General features: G+C 40.7%; 15 protein-coding genes. 6 read left to right on the top strand and 9 right to left on the bottom strand.

Annotated features, from left to right (window positions below; genetic code table 11):
- The first annotated feature begins 48 nt into the window (after nucleotides 1–48).
- Together BAE46_RS01365 and BAE46_RS01360 are read left to right on the top strand one after the other, a co-directional pair.
- Complete coding sequence (locus BAE46_RS01365; RefSeq protein WP_040520142.1) at nucleotides 49–828, top strand: TatD family hydrolase; 780 nt, start codon at nucleotides 49–51, stop codon at nucleotides 826–828.
- 2 nt (nucleotides 829–830) lie between these two features.
- Nucleotides 831–1,475, top strand: coding sequence for a hypothetical protein (locus BAE46_RS01360; RefSeq protein ID WP_006003843.1), 645 nt, complete (start codon nucleotides 831–833; stop codon nucleotides 1,473–1,475).
- 21 nt (nucleotides 1,476–1,496) lie between these two features.
- On the opposite strand, the gene BAE46_RS01355 is transcribed toward BAE46_RS01360, so the two are convergent.
- The 3 genes from BAE46_RS01355 to BAE46_RS01345 form a co-directional block, all read right to left on the bottom strand.
- Nucleotides 1,497–1,934, bottom strand: a complete 438-nt coding sequence (locus BAE46_RS01355; protein ID WP_070111591.1) for a hypothetical protein — start codon at nucleotides 1,932–1,934, stop codon at nucleotides 1,497–1,499.
- A gap of 180 nt (nucleotides 1,935–2,114) precedes the next feature.
- Nucleotides 2,115–3,431 (bottom strand): anti-phage deoxyguanosine triphosphatase, encoded by a 1,317-nt coding sequence (locus tag BAE46_RS01350; RefSeq protein WP_006003838.1) that lies wholly within the window; start codon nucleotides 3,429–3,431, stop codon nucleotides 2,115–2,117.
- Between the two features lie 126 nt (nucleotides 3,432–3,557).
- On the bottom strand, nucleotides 3,558–4,775 hold the full coding sequence (locus tag BAE46_RS01345; RefSeq protein WP_006003834.1) for a pyridoxal phosphate-dependent aminotransferase: 1,218 nt from the start codon (nucleotides 4,773–4,775) through the stop codon (nucleotides 3,558–3,560).
- Nucleotides 4,776–4,987: 212 nt separating this feature from the next.
- On the opposite strand from BAE46_RS01345, the gene BAE46_RS01340 reads away from it, so the two are divergent.
- Together BAE46_RS01340 and BAE46_RS01335 are read left to right on the top strand one after the other, a co-directional pair.
- Nucleotides 4,988–5,521, top strand: coding sequence for a hypothetical protein (locus BAE46_RS01340; protein ID WP_070111590.1), 534 nt, complete (start codon nucleotides 4,988–4,990; stop codon nucleotides 5,519–5,521).
- Nucleotides 5,522–5,674: 153 nt separating this feature from the next.
- Entirely contained in the window at nucleotides 5,675–6,490 is an 816-nt protein-coding gene (locus BAE46_RS01335) for a DUF2189 domain-containing protein (RefSeq protein ID WP_070111589.1), read from the top strand.
- A gap of 397 nt (nucleotides 6,491–6,887) precedes the next feature.
- On the opposite strand, the gene BAE46_RS01330 is transcribed toward BAE46_RS01335, so the two are convergent.
- From BAE46_RS01330 to cmoA, 6 genes are all read right to left on the bottom strand, one after another.
- The gene (locus tag BAE46_RS01330; RefSeq protein ID WP_006003829.1) at nucleotides 6,888–8,672 is read right to left on the bottom strand and encodes an alpha-amylase family glycosyl hydrolase; all 1,785 of its coding nucleotides are present in this window, start codon (nucleotides 8,670–8,672) and stop codon (nucleotides 6,888–6,890) included.
- Nucleotides 8,673–9,899, bottom strand: a complete 1,227-nt coding sequence (locus BAE46_RS01325) for a glycosyltransferase family protein (protein ID WP_006003825.1) — start codon at nucleotides 9,897–9,899, stop codon at nucleotides 8,673–8,675.
- Nucleotides 9,899–10,753, bottom strand: a complete 855-nt coding sequence (locus BAE46_RS01320; RefSeq protein ID WP_070111588.1) for an HAD-IIB family hydrolase — start codon at nucleotides 10,751–10,753, stop codon at nucleotides 9,899–9,901. Before BAE46_RS01320 ends, BAE46_RS01325 begins: the two co-directional genes overlap by 1 nt.
- On the bottom strand, nucleotides 10,738–11,661 hold the full coding sequence (locus BAE46_RS01315; RefSeq protein WP_244884972.1) for a kinase: 924 nt from the start codon (nucleotides 11,659–11,661) through the stop codon (nucleotides 10,738–10,740). The genes BAE46_RS01320 and BAE46_RS01315 overlap by 16 nt, the downstream gene beginning before the upstream one ends.
- A 143-nt stretch (nucleotides 11,662–11,804) precedes the next feature.
- Nucleotides 11,805–12,782, bottom strand: coding sequence for a tRNA 5-methoxyuridine(34)/uridine 5-oxyacetic acid(34) synthase CmoB (gene cmoB / locus BAE46_RS01310; protein ID WP_070111587.1), 978 nt, complete (start codon nucleotides 12,780–12,782; stop codon nucleotides 11,805–11,807).
- Between the two features lie 13 nt (nucleotides 12,783–12,795).
- The gene (cmoA, locus tag BAE46_RS01305; RefSeq protein WP_006003817.1) at nucleotides 12,796–13,542 is read right to left on the bottom strand and encodes a carboxy-S-adenosyl-L-methionine synthase CmoA; all 747 of its coding nucleotides are present in this window, start codon (nucleotides 13,540–13,542) and stop codon (nucleotides 12,796–12,798) included.
- A 301-nt stretch (nucleotides 13,543–13,843) separates the two neighbouring features.
- Here cmoA and BAE46_RS01300 point away from each other — a divergent pair, with 301 nt between their 5' ends.
- A complete protein-coding gene (locus BAE46_RS01300) occupies nucleotides 13,844–14,479 on the top strand; it encodes a response regulator (protein WP_006003815.1) in 636 nt (211 codons plus the stop codon).
- A gap of 65 nt (nucleotides 14,480–14,544) precedes the next feature.
- Entirely contained in the window at nucleotides 14,545–15,546 is a 1,002-nt protein-coding gene (gene add / locus BAE46_RS01295; protein WP_070111586.1) for an adenosine deaminase, read from the top strand.
- The last annotated feature ends 30 nt before the right edge of the window (nucleotides 15,547–15,576 follow it).

Genomic DNA, 15,576 nt, shown 5'->3' with positions numbered 1-15,576 from the left:
CCCAAACGCGCCTAAAATGAGTGTTTGGCAAGTAAAAAAGAGGTTTTTGTGTTTGTAGATTCACACTGTCATTTAGATAGATTAGACAAAAACGGTCCTGCATTAGATGAAGTTGTAAAGCAGGCCTTAGCAGCCAATGTTGAACACATGCTTTGTGTGGCGGTGTCGGTAAAAGAATTTGCACAAATGAAGTCAACGGTAGGCCATTATCCGGACGTCTCAATGTCGTGCGGTGTCCACCCTTTGCATAATGAAGACGTTTGCGATTATGAGACCTTACTAGCCCATGCACAATATGATGATGTAGTGGCGGTTGGCGAAACAGGCCTTGATTATTTTTACAGCGAAGAAACGGCAAGCGTACAAATGAAATCGTTTGTTGATCATATTAAAGTGGCTAACGTGGTGAAAAAACCGCTCATTATTCATACTAGAAGCGCTCAGGAAGATACTTTACAGGCACTAAAAGAAAACTACGATCCTCGCACTGGCGCAGTATTGCATTGCTTCACTGAAAGCCTTGAAATGGCACAAGCAGCTATGCAAATGGGGATTTATATTTCTATATCAGGTATTGTCACTTTTAGTTCAGCCAAAGAGCTACAGGAAACAGTAAAACAAATTCCTTTAGACAAACTTTTGATAGAGACAGATTCGCCGTGGTTAGCACCTGTGCCGTTTAGAGGCAAAAAGAACGAGCCAAAACACGTTATTGAAGTGGCCAAATTTATTGCAAAGCTAAAAGGGGTGTCAATTGAAAAATTAGCTCAGCACACCACAGAGAATTTTTACCGTTTGTTCACGCATATAAATAGAGGTTCTATATAATCATGACATTTCCCAGATGGCGTCAATCCTTAGCGCGCAGCTTACATGTACAAAGAAGCAAGCCCGAGGCGAAATTTTTTCAAGCAGCAAATGCGTACATGCCCGGTGATTCTTGTGATATAAGTGATATTATAGTGGAAAATAGAACAATGGTATTTAGGGGCTTTGCCCAAAGCAGCCATACTTTACTGGCAATAAGTGATTCAAGAAGCGAGAAGTTCAGTCAATGGCAGCAGTCCCCGCGCACTCAACTTTGTTGGTATTTTACTAAAACCCGTGAACAGTTTCGTATTAGTGCGCAGGTTTCCATGGTGGGAAGCACTGGCTTGTTGTTTCAAGATGAGCATGCCGATGCTGATGTCAATCAAGGGTGCTCTCAAAACAGTATGTTAACGTCAGAAAGGGCGATTCTGTGGGCAAACTTATCTGACAAAGCAAAGACGCAGTTTTATTGGCCTACACCCAAACAGGCCTTAAAAGATATAGAAATTAACGGCCCACCAAGCTCAGATATACCCGATAATTTCATACTAATTTGTTTTCATCCTTATTACGTGGATTATTTGAATTTAACGACTACGCCGCAAACACGTGAAATACATGACATTTCTGATAAAAAATGGATATACCAAGACGTTAACCCCTAGCTTTGAGACTACGTCAGAAGTTTAGGCGAATGAGCTTGAGACTTTTTTAGCAAGTAGAAATGTCACTTTCGCGTGAACAAGTTCTGTTTTACTAGAAATGTGACGTTCTCTTATTAGCGCGAGTTGGTTTTTTGTTAGTTGATCGTCAAAGTAGATTACTCGGCAAGTATTCGCCTTAAGAAGACTGCAAATCAATTCAAATTGAGAATGCTTTTTTGATGGTTTAATTTGGAGGTACTCATGGTGCGGCTGACTAAATACATAGCGGGCGCTCAAATTACAGATCCAGCCTAAGCGAGTGTTCTGACTAGCCTTCGCCTGAGTAGGAAATTGAATTATGTCGCTGTTATTGAGCGCAATAGTTTTAGTTTGGCAATGTCTGTAATGGCTATAATCGTTAGTATGACTAATATAGAGATTAGCATTATTTGCATTTTGCGAAATATCAGTTGTATTCATATTCAAAACCTATGGCCGTTATAATATTAGCTAGGTGTATACAGTACATATATACAGTGTATGCATGTACAGTAGTACTGTATGAAATGAATTGCAAGTTTATTTAATGGGGATTTTAAGCACTGACTTTAAACTATTGAGCATTTAAGAAAGAGTCTATACAAAACAAAGGACTGGAGCTTATCTTTTTTCTATCATTGCATTTGATTTTGGCAAAAATAAACTTGCATACATTCTGTTGGCAAATTCGTCGGTCATACCCGATATATAATCTGAAATAACGCGCAGTTTAGCACTCTCATCTTCTGCAATAAGCCAACGATTTTCCGTATTTGGCGGCAGTAATCGCTGTGGATCGCTTGCAAACGCTTCAAACAAAGCCATTACTATTTGCTGCCCTTTATACCTTATTAGCTGCAGGTCTGGTTTGTTAATCACGTGTTTGAAAACATACTGTTTAAATATATCAAGTCCACTTTCAAATTCAGGCGGTAACACCGCTGCATAGTCGAGTAAGTCTGCCTCAAAAACATTTCTTTTTTGAATAAATATAGCGGTAATAAAGGTGTTTACTAATGCACCAATCGCATTTTTGCGCGCGTAGGTTTTATCACTAAATAAAGAAGCCTGCAGGGCAAGAATATTTTCTGAAAGCCATGGAATATTTAACGCGACTAAAGAATGACTGACCTCATCATAAAAACTCCCAGCGGTCACCGAGGCCATCACTATAGCGTCTTCTAAATCGTGAATTGCATATGCGATGTCGTCGGCTAACTCCATTATGGAACAGTCAAATGATTTATTAATTGTTTTTGAATGCTTATTGGCAAAGTTATCGTAAATCATAAAGTTTCCTTTATCGGCGACACTCAAAGGCTCAAGCACCCAATTAAATATTTCTCGGTCACAGTCAAAAAGAGACTTTGCGGGATGCCAGTGGCTGGCTTTTACCTGACTAAAGCGCTCACTTTTTTTGCCTACACACAGAGGATTTGTTAAAATATTCATAAAATTAGGATATTTGATCACACCCAAAAGGCTTCGCCGTGCCAAATTCATGCCGTGGCGCTCAGTATAAGCTTCCAGCTTTGTGAGTATACGAAAAGTTTGGCCGTTACCTTCAAATCCACCATGTTCATGCATCATATAATGCAGCGCTATTTCGCCTCCATGGCCAAAAGGAGGGTGCCCAATATCATGAGCTAAACAAATAGCCTCTATAAGATGTTCGTCTATCGCAAGGTGCTGTGCTAGCTCTGGATGCTTTTGTGCTAGCTGCGCCGCAATACCGGTACCAATTTGAGCCGCTTCTAATGAATGCGTTAAACGCGTGCGATAAAAGTCGCTAATGCCTACACCCATAATTTGCGTTTTAGCCTGTAGCCGTCGAAACGCTGCGCTGTGCATAACACGGGCTTTGTCACGTTGATACGCCGTTCTATGATCGCCATCTCGCTTGGGGGCTCGTACGCCTATTCTATCAGACCATTGCATCTTCATTGCTTACCTTATTTGACACTGTTTTAATCACATTAGGGGCTGCTTGAAGCATAATTAATGACACTACTAATAAGCACACTATTAATAAGCACACTGAAAATGCTTACTCAGATTCATTACTCAGGCTTGCTTGTATCCTTGAAAAAAATCGTGCATGTCTGCAAGGGCAGGCCGCAACACATCTTTATGGGGAAGAAAAACTAGCCTAAAATAGCACCCGTCGCTTAAGTTGAAGGCACTACCGTGCACTAACAGTATTTTCTTCTCTTTCAATAAATCTAGAACTAGCTCTACGTCGCTTAGAATACCAAACTTCTTTGCATCTACTCTGGCAAAACAGTACATCGCGCCTTTTGGCTTTACGCATGAAATCCCTGGAATATTGTTCAAACCCTCATAAGCCACGTTTCGCTGTGCAAGTAGACGTCCACTGCCATTAACCAAATCATTGATACTTTGATACCCACCCAACGCTGTTTGAATGGCATTTTGCGAGGGCACGTTAGAGCACATACGCATAGAGGAAAGTATGGTCAAGCCTTCAATATAACTAGCGGCTATTGCCTTATTACCGCTTACTAATAGCCAGCCCGCACGAAAACCTGCTACTCGGTAGTTTTTAGATAAACCACTAAAAGTCACGCAAAATAAATCGGGCGCCAAAGCGGCAATACAGTTGTGCTCACTTTGGTCATATAGTACTTTGTCATATATTTCATCGCTAAAGATAATCAGTTTATGCTTGCGCGCCACTGCTACTATTTGCTCAAGCAGCGCTTTTGAATATACAGCGCCAGTTGGATTATTAGGATTAATTATTACAATCGCTTTGGTGCGAGGACTTATTTTGGACAATATATCGCTAATATCTGGAAACCAGTTGGCTTGTTCGTCGCAGCGATAGTGAACCGCACTTCCCGATGACAAATTAACTGCGGCTGTCCACAGCGGATAGTCGGGTGCAGGAATTAGCACTTCATCACCAGAATCTAAAAGAGCTTGCATAGACATAGTGATCATTTCGCTGACACCGTTGCCTAAATAAACATCTTTTATGTTAATATTTTCGATTCCTTTTTGCTGATAATACTGCATAACCGCTACGCGCGCACTGTAAATACCTTGCGAGTCTGAATAGCCTTGTGCGTTGGGGAGTTGGCGTATTACGTCTTTTAAAATATCGTCAGGAGCTTCAAATCCAAACGGAGCTGGGTTACCAATATTCAACTTAAGAATACGATCTCCTGCCTCCTCCATTTTCTCGGCTTGTGCCAAAATAGGGCCACGAATGTCGTAACAAACATTTTCTAGTTTTTTGGATTGCATGATTCTATGCATGGGTGGTGATAGTGCCTTGTTATTGCTATATTTCATAATCTAGCGTCTGCTTTGCTGAAGCAATCTATGCCAGACTTTAATATCGCGCTAATGGATTAAGATACTAAGAATAAAGCAATAATTATGCTGTGTTAAGTAAACTTTTGAAACAATTTAGCGATTTTAGGATGCTTGACGTTATTGTACTATTAAACATAACGCAAGGATAGAAAATGCCTGTTCCTCTCATATGGTTAGGCGCCGCAGTATTAGGCGCATACACGGCTAACACTGCCAACACTGCGTATTTAAAGCGAAAGAAAATTGTTGACGCTATGCCGGGAGAAAGCCATCAATATACCACGCCTGTAAATGGTAGTATTGTGACCTGCGGTGTATACGATGTACTTGACCACACTGGCATATGGGTTGATGGCAATATTTACGAATTATCTGGCAGAGGTTTGGTGCGATGTGTATCTCCTGAACGTTTTTTAGGAGAAAGAACGGGAAATCACATTTATATTGCCTGCGATCCGTCTAATAATGCCTTGTTTAACATGCAGGCCGCAAAAACAGCGCAAAGTTTATTGTTTTCGACCCTCGACTATCATTTGCTTAGTCAAAACTGCCATAAATTTGTGGCAGAGGTCTTATCCGAAGGTCAACATGTTGATATTACAAGCTTTAGTGATTTAAACAGCTTTTTAAATATTTTCTTTAACTCAGTAATCCGTTGGAATTTGACCCAAATCAACTTTCGTTGATAATCTTTTGACCTGACTAGATAAGTTGCATAGTATACTAATCCGGCAGGCTTGCTTATTTCGCTTGCCAAGCGGTGATGTAAATAATTAAAGTGATTTGTTTTATCCATTACCTATCGAATATTGCTGTGAGTTACCCTTAGGGAGATGAGCATGTCTCAGAACGTTGAACAAGCTTCCGAAACCAAAAAAAAACAAGAAGAAAACGCTATTGAAAGTAGCGGCATTGCACGTGTTATTCCCAGCGCCACACTGGACAAGTTTGCCTGTTTTAAGTGGCTTGCACTTGGCGTAGAGGACTTTAAAAAAGCCAAGTTTGTAAGTACTTTTTACGGCGTTATTTTTACGCTTATCCCCATTGGGATATTTTTATTAGTGCAAGCTTCAGATTTTTACCTTGTGATTTTCCCAGCTATGATTTGTTTTATGCTTATAGGACCCTATCTGGCAGCCGGTTTATACGATGTAGCATGGCAGTTTGAAAAAAAGCGTAAACCTTCTTTGCGCCATTCCTTAAAAGCAATGTCCAGAAATGCTGTCAACGAATGGGGCTTTGGTCTTGTGTTAATGCTACTTATGATATTTTGGCTACGAGTGGCCAGCATAATTCATGCGCTTTACCCAAGCTACCTTGACCCTACGTTTTTCAATATTTGGCCATTCCTTACGCTGGGCACCATTGTAGGCGCAGGCTTTGTTACCTTGGTGTTTTTTATAAGTGCTTTTACGCAACCAATACTGTTAGAACGCAAAGTAGATTTAGCAACCGCAGTACTCACGAGTATGAATGCCGTATGGCGTAACAAGATACCTATGTTAATATGGGCATGTGTTATTGGTTTTTCTGTATTCTTAGGCTTTGTGACATTCTTTGTTGCCTTTATTGTGATTATGCCAGTGTTAGGTTATGCAACGTGGCATGGATATATAGAAACTATTGAAACTAAACGCGAACGCAAATTTGTATAAATAGTGTAGTTTACAAAAAGGGCGCTGTAATAGCGCCCTTTTTTGATCGAAACCATGCTGTGGCCTAGACTTATATATTTAATTGGTAATGCTAAGTGATGGTTCGTTTAAGACTAAAAAGCCCATTAACAGCGTTTCAAACTTTTCTTTACATTCAACTATTGCCTAGTGTCTGCATTTCGGAAAAATGGGCACTTCGCAATTTGAAATAAGGCGCATTGTCACTAAACAAATATCTACTCTTCCTATTTTAATGGTGACTCAGGCTTAGCGTGACTCTTTAAAAGTCAGACATAGAGGATAAGTAAAACAAAATGCAAGTGCTATGTATGCAACAAACGTTTATTTTTTTAAGATTTTAGATATTTACGATAGCATATTCTTCGCTATCGCCTAATCAGCCCTTATGAAATCGATTGGTAATCCATGCACTTTTATAAGGTGCAAGGGTAATGTTTTGCATTTGAGAATGCAGCGGTGTTTGCGTCAGTAAATCTACCCATTCGTCGGTGCCAATCAAATTGATGTCGCAAAGTTTAATCGTTTGCGGCTCTTTGGATATATTAGACAAGCAGAAAATACTTTGCGTTCTATCAATACTTTGACGCCAATATCCAAATATCTTAGTGCCTAAATGTAGTGTAAATTGGGTGGCATTAGGATGAAATGCACTTTGCGCTGTACGAATGGATATTAACTGCGTCATTTGGGTGAGCACTTGGTGGTGCAGAGAATAAGCGTCGTCTAACTCTCGACTCAATGAATCGAAATGCCAACGATGACGATTAATTGAACGGCTTTGACCGGTATTGCTGGCCTTTTCATAATCGTTTGTGGTGCCTAATAAAGAATGAATATATATACCAGGCAAACCCTCAAGCCCAAGCATAATGGCATGGGCGCACAAAAATCTTTGGATCTGGAATTCATCAGGCCCGTGCATATCGCCCTGCAGGGCGTCAATTAGGGCAATATTAAGCTCGTAAGGCTTTTGTTGTCCGAGTAAGCCCGTTCGCCACGACACCTTGCCGCCAAATTTTTGCATGCAGTCGGCTAAATTGGCTATTTCTTCGTCGCTTAGCAAGCCTTCAACCGGGCGTAAACCGATGCCGTCATGTGATGCTATGAAGTTAAAATAAAACGTACCATTTTGGGCGGGCGGCATACTCATTAGCCAGCTTTTTAAATATCCGCAATCACCGGTTATTAATGTGTTTAGTAACAGCGGAGGTAATGAAAAGTTATAAATAGCATGGGCTTCATTAGCATTACCCAAATAAGTCAAATTTTCTCGGTTGGGGATATTCGTCTCGGTGATAATAATGGAGTTTGGAGAGGCGTGCTCAATTAAAGTTCTCATTGTCCTCACAACTTCATGAGTTTGTGGCAGATTAATACAGTTTGTGCCAAATTCCTTCCACAAGAAAGCAATGGCATCGAGCCTAAAAATGCGCGTACCTTTGTCTAAATATAAGCGAATAATATCGACAAAAGCCAACAACACCTCTGGATTTCTAAAATCAAAGTCTACTTGGTCATGACTGAACGTACACCACACATACTTTGTTCCGTCAGTGGTTGAGGTTTTGCGAAGTAAATCGCTAGTGCGAGGCCTAGTGACAAGTGATGTGTCGGTGTCCTTATCAATGGTAAAAAAGAAGTCTTTGCCAGGTGACTCTTGTTTAATGAAGTTGTCAAACCACAGGCTGCGGGCACTGCAGTGGTTAATCACTAAGTCGACCATTAGGCCAAACTCATTGGCAATACGAGTAACATCATCCCAACTGCCCAGCGCTTGGTTCACGCTAGAGTAGTCAATTACTGAAAAACCATCGTCAGAGCTGTAGGGGAAAAAAGGCAGAATATGCACGTGGTTTACAGCATGTGCGCAATATTTATCTAGAAATGTGTACAGAGTTTGCAGCGGTGGCTTATGCATTCCCTGTGACAGATCTGCGCTTGGCTCAATGATGGAGTCGCCGTAAGTTATTAGCACAACATCTTTTTCATTCCATAAATTCGTGTGGACCTGCGGAATAAGAATATCGTGTTCATGGCTAATACGCATTCGTTTAAGTAGCTCAAGGGCAATATCATCTAGCTTGTCTGATGGGAAAATTCCTTGGTAAATAGTGTCTAGGTGATGACGTACTTTTTCATTAAGTAAGTTTACTTTATCCATTTATTGCCTCGAATATTCTGCATAGTCTTCTTCTACTGCGGTTTTTAAACAAGCCAATACATTAGGTTTTGCGCTTACCACTCTGTTCCAACTGGGAATAAACGGAGTTTCCATAGGATTGTCTAAAAAGCTACTGCCGGCTTTCATAATATTTTGTGCAAACAGTTCAACCGCCTTTTCTTCGGAATGAATATCCAATTTTAAGCCGTTCATAATGGCGTCATTATGATATGTTTCCACAAAGTCTAAGGCAATTCTAAAATATGTCGCTTTGATCGTTCGAAAAGTTTCATTGCTAAAAACAGTGCCTTGCGTGGCCAGTTTTCTAAACAGGGCCTTGGTAATATCAATCGACATTTTAGATAAGCCACCTTGGTCATTATGCAAAGATAAATCCTGATGCTTATGATCATAGGTATGGGCGATGTCTGCCTGGCAAAGTCTATTGCGTGAGTAGTTCCTATGCATTTCGGACAACACGCCTATTTCTAAGCCCCAGTCGCTTGGAATGCGTAAGTCGTTCAATACATCTCGTCTGAACGAAAACTCTCCTGCCAGTGGATATCTAAAACTGTCCATAAAATCTAGGTAGTCATTCTGGCCTAGGGTGTTTTTCAAGGCTCTTAGAAGAGGCGTTACCAGTAATCGTGATACTCTTCCATTTATTTTACCGTCAGCAACACGCGCATAGTAGCCCTTACAAAACTCATAGTTAAACTGTGGATTAGCCACGGGGTATATAAGTCTGGCGAGTAAGGACCTGTCATATGTCAGGATATCGCAGTCGTGTAAGGCGACACTTTCAACTTTGTTAGACGCCAAAATAAATCCCATGCAGTACCAAACATTTCGACCCTTGCCCATTTCCTTAGGCGCTAAACCGAGCTTTTGAAGCTCTTCATCTAGCGCTTTTAATCGAGGACCATCGTTCCACAATATGCGATGGTTTTGCGGTAAACCTGAGAAAAAGGCTAAGGCATGCTCAAACTGCGACTGGTCTGCCTGATCCAGTCCAATGACAATTTGCTGCAAATACGGCACCTTTTTTATATGCTCAATAGTACCAAGAAGGGCCTTACCTTCTAACTCCGAGTATAAACTGGGTAAAATAAGACCCATTGGTCTACGTTTAGAAAAACCAACTAATTCCTTTTCTAAGGCCTCAATGGGTCTATTTTCTAAATTATGAAGGGTGGTCACTATGCCATTTTGGTAAAAGTCAGCCATTAGTCATCCTCATGCAGTGTTGTCATAATTAGTTGATCGATTATTTCGCGCCAGCCTTGGGGTCCAGTTGCTACGCTTGTATATACTTCGTGCGTACGTTGAAGTTCTGGTAATGTATGCACCGGAGATGCTATACGAACGGCGATGTCGGCCACTTCCAACATGTCTATGTCATTATTAGTGTCGCCTAGAGCAATACTTAAGAACGTGAATTTCGGATATTGCCTTACACACTCTTTAAGTAGCCACGTTAAAGCCTTACCTTTGTTGCTATTACCAGATACATGTAAAAAGCGGCCACCTAACAGCGGGAAGGCGCCGAGTTTTCGTATTCTTTCAATAAAGTTTCTGCGCTGTTCGCCGCTGCCAAGCCATAGCACAGGTTCTCCAAATTCTCGCTGCGAGGCCAATCGCGCACTTTTCTCATTTAACCCTGTTAGCTCACAAATACGGCCAATGTTCATCTCCCCAAATGTCTCAAACTGGTGGGGATAATCAGTTTTTATGCTTTGTACTATACCTTGCCAAAACTGTCTTTTTTGCGCAAATGACTTCAGCCAATAGCCATGCTTAAATACTGCGCCTTTGGGTTTTTGTGGTAAAAAGTCTTTGGGTATATAAACCGCCGCCCCGTTCTCAACAATTAGCGGTGTCTTTAACAACATTTTTTCTTGTAAATACCTTACTTCTGCAAACGTTTTACTGGAATTAGGTATTACCGGAACACCTTGCTCAGCTAATTGCTTAAGGCAGTCAATAGCTGCGTCAAAGCTATAGGTATAATGATCTAAAAGGGTGCCGTCGAAATCGGTAAATACCAGCCATTTTTTGACAGGACTCAATGTTGTTGACATTGTGTAATTCCGCGTGTTTCATTTAGCACAAACAAGCGATCACATTTTGCTGGAATAGTACTTAGCGCGTGTTGTGTTAGGCGCTGGTAAAATTGAATGAAGCGTAATATTTCACTATCGCTCATGGTTTCATTAGGTAATTGTGAATCTGTTCTATGGCTAGCAAGTGACGTTTTCAGTTTATGCTCTTGTTCACAGCGCCATGCATAAACATGCTCAAAAGAGGGTGCTTGCAGCATAACCAGATAGTCAATTGAAGCAAACACGCGTTTATAATCGACTGACAGCACATCATTTACATACTGTCGCCACTGGCCACTCGCATCTTCTTTGGCTTCTAATTCATTCACAGGCGACAAGAGCTGCGCCGGGTGCTGGCTGTCTAGACCAACACACCAACCTTCAAGTATTATAATTTTGTATTTGTGCTCAGCGTACTCCCACTGCTCTTGTGGCTTTACATCATCCATTGACTTATCAAACGCAGGAAGACTCACCGGCTGACCTTGGCGCAAGGACCACAGTGTGCTTTCTAACAATACAATGTCATGAGTACCTGGTACGCCGCGAGTAGCAAGAAGTGGGTTAATAGTGGACGCTAGCAATTGCCGTGAATGCTTAGATAAATAGAAGTCGTCTATTGACAAGCCAACGCTGGCGACCTTAAATACTTCGTTTAGCAAGGTGCTTAGAAAGCATGTTAACGTTGACTTCCCTGAACCCTGGCAGCCATTTATACCGACTAAAATTGGGCGGTTTGCACTATTTTGGTGCTTTATTAATGTTACGGCTAAAGGAATGAACCATGTTTGTGCAATACAGGCATACTCACTGGGTAACTTTTGCTCACTTATGAAGTGTTTCAGCACTGCATGTGATTTTTCGATTTGAATGTCAGAACTTGTCACATCTACCTCAAATAAGGCCTTGAACTAGGTACACAGCGAATAAGGTATTGATAAATAAACGCGTAAATCTAGAAATAATGGTTCAGCGGTGACTGAAGCCATTCAACTTTAATGCCAACAGGTAAACTATATCGCAATGCCTGCTAACTCACCGATGCAGTAAGTACCGCTCTTTTAGGAGCAGGATAGCCTTCTATCGTCTTAGTCATATTTTCGCTGTCCAGAAAATCTATTAAGGAGTGAGTCTCCATCCATGGCGTAGCGCGCTGTTCTTCTATGCTGGTACAATCTATATCAACGCACTTAACATTTTTAAAGCCTACACGCTGTAGCCAAATTATGAGTGCACCTACCGATGGCAAAAACCATACATTACGCATTTGTGAATAACGGCCTTTTGGCATTAACACCGTGTTTTCATCTCCATCTATCACCAGTGTTTCAAGCACTAATTGCCCCCCTGAGCATAGCTGGTCCTTGAGCTCACGCAAAAACTTTATGGGATCTTGACGGTGATATAACACGCCCATGGAAAAAACTGTATCGAAGTAGTTCGTTGTGGGCATCGCCTCAATGCCAATTGGCAAATAGTGTACATTTAATGACGGTAAATATTGTTTAAAGCAGTGAAATTGAAAAAAGAAAAGGGCGGTAGGATCAACACCAATAATTTGTGAAGCCTGCGCATCATGCATTCTAAATAAATGATAGCCACTGCCGCAACCTACATCTAACACTTTTTTACCGGCAAGATTCTGTAAATGTGGCAACACTCGATTCCATTTCCAATCGGAACGCCACTCAGTGTCTATGTTAATAGACATGAAGTTAAAAGGACCCTTTCGCCAGGGCATAAAGTTTTTAAGCACAGATATTGTCTTTGCAATATCACCCGCAGTCAAAGCATTGTATGCGTTTAGGCTGACACTATCGCCAACTATTAATTCTATGTTCTCAACCTTAGGAAGCTGACCAAGCTGTCGCTGCCATCGATTAAGGTCCTTCGCAGGCACACTGGCTTCGAAGTCTTTAAGAATGATAGCAAATTCAGCTATATATAATTCAAGCTTGGTGTTTACAATACTGTTATAAAACGCGCTGCGCCAAGACATAGATTGCATGTGAATCCTTCTATTATTTGATGGCCAAAATGGACACGAAATTAAAATGTTGGTACCACACACAGACATTTGAAAATCCAGCCTCACACAGCCTTTCTTGATGTATTTTGACGGTGTCTAATCTCATCACCTCTTCAAGTGCAGAGCGTTTTTGGCTAATTTCTAAGTCAGAATATCCATTTTCCCGTTTAAACTCATGGTGTAGATCAACTAATACATTATTTAAAACCGCATTTGAGAGTTCTATTTTTTCGCTCAAGACAAAAACACCCTTTGGCTCAAGGGCACGATAAACCTTGTTAATAATATTTTGACGCTTTGTTGGCTCAATAAACTGAAGTGTAAAGTTGATCACAACCATGTTGCAGGGCGATAAGGCAACCGACACTAAATCAGCTTGTTTAAGACTAATACTATTGCCAAAACTAAAGGCATCGATATGTTGCTGACAACGTTCAATCATCGCGCTGGAATTGTCTATCCCCTTTATCTTAGGGTTTTTGGACTGTGCGTGTTTTGCTATAGACAGGCTTACATTCCCTAAAGAACACCCTAAATCGTAAATAATAGGATTGCTGTTGCATAACAAATTAGCCATTTTACCCACGCAATCAATAATATTTTGATAACTCGGGACCGAACGATTTATCATATCGGGAAATACGTCTACCACCTGTTGATTAAAACTAAACTTTTCAACTTTTGGTTTTTCAGTGGCGTATAAAGTGTCATGTGAAAATGGTTTCTTGCTTTTAGTCATGTTAAAAAATAAACTTCAGTTGTAGTTGATGTAATCCTTGCTAAATATTGTCAGGCAAATATTGATATATACAAGGGTAAAACGTGAGTTTTTTATAGCAAATTACTCAGGCTTGAGTTTTATAACAGTATTTCAACACACGCATAAGTATCACTTGTCTATGGTATCTTAATAAAGTGCGTTATGTGAACACTTTAGTTCAAGGCTGGTGTGTCAAACCGTTATTTTGCTACTGGCGTATTAATATTTGATAATGGCATAGTGTATAAATTATAAAAAAAAAGAATGGAAATTATTGCGTATGCTTAAATTTTTAATTGCAGATGATCACCCACTGTTTCGCGAGGCTCTAAAGGCCGCTATGCAAAGCCACTTTACAGGCGTCAACTATTTAGAATCTGATTCGTTTTCTACTACTCTCAATACCTTGCGGCGTCAGCGTAACGTAAGCCTATTATTATTAGACCTTAACATGCCTGGTTGCGATAATTTTTATGGCTTGTTGAGGATCCGCCAAAACTTTCCAGACCTACCCATTGCCATTGTGTCAGGCACTGAAGACATTGACACCATTGCACAAGCAATGGAATTTGGTGCAAACGCATTTATTCCAAAAACGACAGCCACAACCCAAATGGTTGCCGCCCTAAAATTAGCCTTGTCGGGCGGAACTTGGGTTCCCCCATCGGTTGATGGTCAACTACAAAGAGTCAGCAGCGACAAAGTACAAATTGCGGAAAAAGTACGTGAACTTACACCCAAGCAATTTACGGTGCTAAGGTTAGTAAAACAGGGCTTAATGAATAAAGATATTGCGCAACGGCTGAATGTAACTGAAGCAACGGTAAAAGCGCATGTAAGTGCCTTGTTTAGAAGACTTGAGGTAAAATCACGCACGCAAATTTTAGTTGCGATTGAAAAACTTAAACTCGATTGATGCTTGTTGTATTGGAGACTAATATCTTTAATGCTAGCCCTTTGCTAAGCGCTTAGTGAAAAATTATGACTGAATCAAACCTTCCCCTAATCGACCTACATCGTCATTTAGACGGTAATATACGAGTTTCTAGCATATTAAATCTTGCAGTAAAAAACGGTATTGACTTACCATACACTGACGAGCAAGCGCTCTCCAAGCACGTGTTTATTCAAGGCAAAACCACCGATTTAATGGCTTTTTTACAAAAGCTTGATATAGGTGTTTCAGTACTTGCTCACGTAGAAGATTGTGAAAAAATCGCTTATGAAAATGTAATTGACGCTGTAAATGAAGGGCTAGCTCACGTTGAACTGAGGTTCTCACCTTATTATATGGCAAGAGCCTATAACTTACCTTTAATAGGCGTAGTCGAAGCAGTAGTTGCAGGAGTAGCACGTGCTAACAAAGAAAAGAATTACAAAGCTAAATTAATTGGCATACTTAGCCGAACCTTTGGTGTTGAAAATTGCTTTAAAGAGTTAGATGCAATTTTAAGTGCAAAATCACAAATTGTAGCGCTTGACTTAGCTGGTGATGAGCACAACTTCCCCCCTGCGCTTTTCATAAATCATTTTAAGATAGCCCGCGAGCAAGGTCTGAATATCACTGTTCATGCAGGAGAGGCGGGCGGTGCTAATAGTATTTGGGATGCCATTAACCTGCTTGGGGCCAGCAGAATAGGGCATGGTGTTGCTGCTATAAACGACAATCGCCTGTTGTCATACATGGCTATGCATAAAATTGGAATTGAAAGCTGCATCCTTTCAAATTATCAAACCGGCACTTGGCTGGATATGGCGACACATCCTGTTAAGTCGTTTTTATCACATGATATTGAAGTTTTTTTGAACACAGACGATCCAGGTGTTTCAAATAATACCTTGGCTGATGAATATTCCCTTGCTAAAACGATTGTTAATTTAGACGATGAGGCAATCAGACGCTTAAAAATGAATGCCATGTCGCAGGCCTTTTTGAGTAGCGCAGAAAAAAACGCCATTAAATGTACATTTAATGGCGTTTAAATTTTACTACTAAATAAAAGCGCTCGGCCT

Source organism: Glaciecola punicea, from assembly GCF_001756615.1.
GTDB lineage: Bacteria > Pseudomonadota > Gammaproteobacteria > Enterobacterales > Alteromonadaceae > Glaciecola > Glaciecola punicea.
This window is presented reverse-complemented; position numbering and strand designations above follow the sequence as displayed.